Origin of the sequence: Sphingomonas sp. S2M10, assembly GCF_012650175.1 — a bacterium.
GTDB lineage: Bacteria > Pseudomonadota > Alphaproteobacteria > Sphingomonadales > Sphingomonadaceae > Sphingomonas.
The window spans coordinates 1-3,707 of sequence record NZ_JAAILI010000054.1 but is presented as its reverse complement, the minus strand read 5'-3'; the positions used below and the strand labels follow the sequence as shown (position 1 = coordinate 3,707).

General features: G+C 63.0%; 4 protein-coding genes. 2 read left to right on the top strand and 2 right to left on the bottom strand.

Annotated elements, in window-relative coordinates; all coding sequences use genetic code 11:
* Positions 1 to 478: 478 nt before the first annotated feature.
* Together S2M10_RS12760 and S2M10_RS12755 are read left to right on the top strand one after the other, a co-directional pair.
* On the top strand, positions 479 to 670 hold the full coding sequence (locus S2M10_RS12760) for a hypothetical protein (RefSeq protein WP_019368265.1): 192 nt from the start codon (positions 479 to 481) through the stop codon (positions 668 to 670).
* A 43-nt stretch (positions 671 to 713) separates the two neighbouring features.
* Entirely contained in the window at positions 714 to 2,567 is a 1,854-nt protein-coding gene (locus S2M10_RS12755) for a ParB/RepB/Spo0J family partition protein (RefSeq protein ID WP_019368264.1), read from the top strand.
* A gap of 172 nt (positions 2,568 to 2,739) precedes the next feature.
* Here S2M10_RS12755 and S2M10_RS12750 read toward each other — a convergent pair whose 3' ends face one another.
* Together S2M10_RS12750 and S2M10_RS12745 are read right to left on the bottom strand one after the other, a co-directional pair.
* Complete coding sequence (locus tag S2M10_RS12750) at positions 2,740 to 3,105, bottom strand: hypothetical protein (protein WP_017503420.1); 366 nt, start codon at positions 3,103 to 3,105, stop codon at positions 2,740 to 2,742.
* A 164-nt stretch (positions 3,106 to 3,269) separates the two neighbouring features.
* Entirely contained in the window at positions 3,270 to 3,602 is a 333-nt protein-coding gene (locus S2M10_RS12745) for a hypothetical protein (protein WP_168846385.1), read from the bottom strand.
* Positions 3,603 to 3,707: the final 105 nt, after the last annotated feature.

Below are 3,707 nucleotides of genomic sequence, written 5' to 3'. Positions count from 1 at the left end.
GTCCCGTTTCCCTTTCGGAATTTCAGCTGGTTCGTCACCGGCACCGGTAAGTCGGTCAGGCATGAGCTATGCCAATAAGCTCAGTTCATACGAACACTCCTTTCTTCTTCGCGCCACAACGGCGCACGCCCAAAGGGTAACGATCCTCGCGTGAGGTGTGCCACATGGCACACCTGTCGCCGCTGCCCGATGGGCGCGACTTCACTCGCCTAGCGCCGCGGCCCTCCCCCGGAGGCCCGCCAGCGCGGGGAACAACAAGGGCTGCTGCCCTTTCGTTCCCGAAGGAAAATAGACGCCCCCGTGTTGTCCGCCAAGCGCGGCACCCGACGCCCAGATGGGCGTCGGCCGCGCTAGGGCGGCCTGCCCGCGCCAAGGCCATCGATTTTCCTCCTCCCTCCCCATCCCGCTCCTCGCCGGAGAGGCAGACCCGGTTGCTGCGGCAACCGGCTTTCAGCCGCAGGAAGAAGGAGAAAGGACAATGGCTTACACCCGATACAAGGGCGATCCCTACTGGAAACGGGCCAAGGTGGGCGGGACCAGTGCAGACGGCACCCCCTACGCCAAAGGCGACCGCGTGTTCTTCTATCCACGATCCGGCGCGACCTATGCAGGCGACGCCGCGTCCCGCGCATCAGCCGAGTTCGACGAGCTGGCAAGCCTCGAAGGCTGACCCTTTCCCCCCAATCGACACCACAGATCACAGGAGTTTCATCATGGGTATCACCACCATCAAGCTGTCGCAGCTTCGCCTTTCCCCGCTCAATCAGCGGCGCGTGAAGCCTTCCGCCGTGGAAGCGATGGCCGACGACATTGCCGCGCACGGCCTGTTGCAGAACCTTGTCGCCTACGAGGACGAGGGCCTGTTCTATGTGTTCGCCGGAGGGCGGCGCTATCGGGGCCTCAAGGAACTGGCGAAGCGCAAGCGGATCAAGAACAGCGACACCTTCCCCGTCGAGGTCCGCACCAAGGAAGAGGCCATCGAACTGTCGCTCGCGGAGAACTTCCAGCGCGAGGACATGCACCCCGCCGACAGCATCCGCGCCTTTGCGGCACTGCGCGACACTGGCATGGACGCCGAGGAAATCGCAGCCCGGTTCGGTCAGGCAGTCAGCTTCGTCTACAAGATGCTTCGCCTTTCCGCGCTCGCACCCACGCTGATCGACCTGATCGCCAAGGACCAGTTGTCGCTTGAGGCGGCGCGCGCGCTCACCCTCACCGAGGATCACGACCAGCAGATCAAGGTCTGCAAGGCGGCGAATGGTCACGCCCACACCATCCGGCGGATGCTCACCACGGAGAAGGTGGACACCACCAGCGGTGCGTTTCTTTTCGTCGGACGCGATGCCTATGAGGCGAAGGGCGGGACGATCACGGTGGACCTGTTCAGCCAAGGAGCGGAGGGCTTTGCCGACCAGCCCGAGCTTGTGCAGGAACTGGCCGAAGAAAAGCTGGACGGCATTGCGGATGAATATCGAGCGATCGGTTGGCACGAGGTCCGCGCCACGCTGGAACGGCCCTATGATCTCTACATGAAGGGCAGCATCTATCCGGCCACCCGCGAGCCGACCGAGGACGAGGTGGCGCGGCTTGCCGCCATCGATGCCGAAATCGAGGCGATTGCCGAGGCCGAGGGCGAAGATAGCGACGGCATCGAGCCGCTGTCCGACGAGCGCGACACCATCACCGAAGGAATGCGGGCGTTCAATGCGGAGCAGGTCGCAGTCGGGGGCGTGGCGCTATGGGTTTCGCATGACGGTTCGCTCGGCAAGAGCTTCTATCGCGCCAAGGCCGAGGCGAAGCCCAAAGCGAGCAGCGGTGAACCCCAACCCCTCTATAGCAACAGCCTGTTCGCGGACCTGACCCGCATCAAGACGCAGATCGTGCAGGAAGCCGTCGCGGCCGACCCGGCGCTGGCGCTCGACATCATGCTGGACAGCCTTGCAGGCCAGTTGCTCCACGGCGCGCACAGCTACCAAATGGCCCTTGAGGTTCAGGCCAAGACGGTCGCGACCGATGTGGCCGACGAGCTTATGGCAACGAGCGACGTTCGCCCCGTCGAGGAAGTGATGGCGACCCGCTTCGCATCGATCCCCACCGAAGGCCGGTTCGACGCAATCCGCGCCATGACCAGCGACGACAAGATGGCATTGCTGGCGGGCCTTGTCGCCATGACCGTTGACGGCACTGTGTTCGCGGGTGGCTCCCCCGGCAGTCGGCATCACCATTTCGAGCAGATCGCGCGCGCGACCGGCGTGGACATCGCAGCCCGTTGGACCGCCCCCATCGCACTGTTCGACAAGATGCGACGAGCCGCGATGATCGACCTGTTGCGCGAGGAATGCGGTGCTTCCAGCGCCGAGAATTGCGCGACCATCAAGAAGAAGGGTGATCTTGCCGTCAATGTGTCGGGACGGCTTCCGGGAGGGTGGCTACCTGCCCCCATGAAGATTGGCGCGTTCGATCAGCCCGAGGCCGACCCGGAGGATTTCGACACCGACATGGACGGTGACGGGATCGAGGACGACGACATGGAGCGCGGCGAATTTGCCGACGATGAAATGGCCTGATCTGATCGGGGGGCCGGTGATAATCGGCCCCCTTCCCTCTGTCTCAGCAGCGCCCTCGCCGCCAGCGCGACAGCCATGCCCCGCATGGCTGTCGCGCCCGCTGCCCTTGCAGGCCAGCGCGCGCCGCCCGCCCACAAGGGACGGGCGGCGCGATTGCGGCTAAGTTATAGCCTCAGTCGTAGTGTGGGCCATCCACGTGCGTGCCGCTGAAATCCACGCCGCGCCGCGTCGCCACGAGGTCGAAGCGCTTGAAGAAGGCGAGGGCTTCTCCTGGCGTAACGCGCACCTCGACGGCGCGCACCGCTGCCGGAGCAGGCTCAAATTCAGCAGATCGAAGGAGGTATGCCACCAGCGACACGTCAGTCACAGGGGTGCCCCGGTTCTCTCCGGAAGCGATCCTGAATCCTACGACACGCTCGTCACTTTCGGCCTTCCCCAAGGACACCAGATAATCGGCAAGCGCCACGTTGTCGGAAATGTCCGCCGCAACAGTCCCCTTGAAATCGTTATATTGGACGCCAGCGTTGAAGGTATCCATTCCATTTCCCCGTTCTGCTATTTCGCGCGAGCCGATCTCGCTGCGCTCCTACCTAATGCTGCGCGCCGTCATTCGTCGCTTGAAACAGCCACGAGCATATAAGTCCGCGTTTAGCGCTGCCGGGAGCCGCAAAAGCAAAGGGCGGAAGACCGCTCTCCCGCCCCCTACTGGTGACGCTGGCGCAACTGCGCCGATGGTGCGGGGCCGGCCACACCAGCAGACCAGCCAACGATCAGTGCCCAGACGGTTTCGAAAGAAACAGAACAGAGCTTCATCACGTTAGTCACTGGGTTCAGGTTGGTGTTCTTGACCTTGTGCGCCTTGCGAGCGCGAGATTTTGAACGTGTAATCATAGGCAATCCCTCCATGAAGATGACGCTCGCATAGCGAAGCGCCAGGGCCAAAAAGAGGACACCGATAATCAGCCAGCCTGCGGGAATTGAACCCCCCAGCACCCCGAAGCCACGAAGGCTGGTGACCTGCTCCCCAGAATTCATGCCATTGGTAAGTTAGCTCGTCAGATGGAGACGAGCGATGCGGCGAAGCCGATTTACCGAGGATCAGATCATTGGGGTGCTGCGGGAGCATGAGGCTGGCGTGAA

Coding starts and splice junctions, on each gene's coding strand:
- S2M10_RS12760 (WP_019368265.1), top strand. CDS start 479: ATGGCTTACACCCGATACAAGGGCGATCCCTACTGGAAACGGGCCAAG.
- S2M10_RS12755 (WP_019368264.1), top strand. CDS start 714: ATGGGTATCACCACCATCAAGCTGTCGCAGCTTCGCCTTTCCCCGCTC.
- S2M10_RS12750 (WP_017503420.1), bottom strand. CDS start 3,105: ATGGATACCTTCAACGCTGGCGTCCAATATAACGATTTCAAGGGGACT.
- S2M10_RS12745 (WP_168846385.1), bottom strand. CDS start 3,602: ATGAATTCTGGGGAGCAGGTCACCAGCCTTCGTGGCTTCGGGGTGCTG.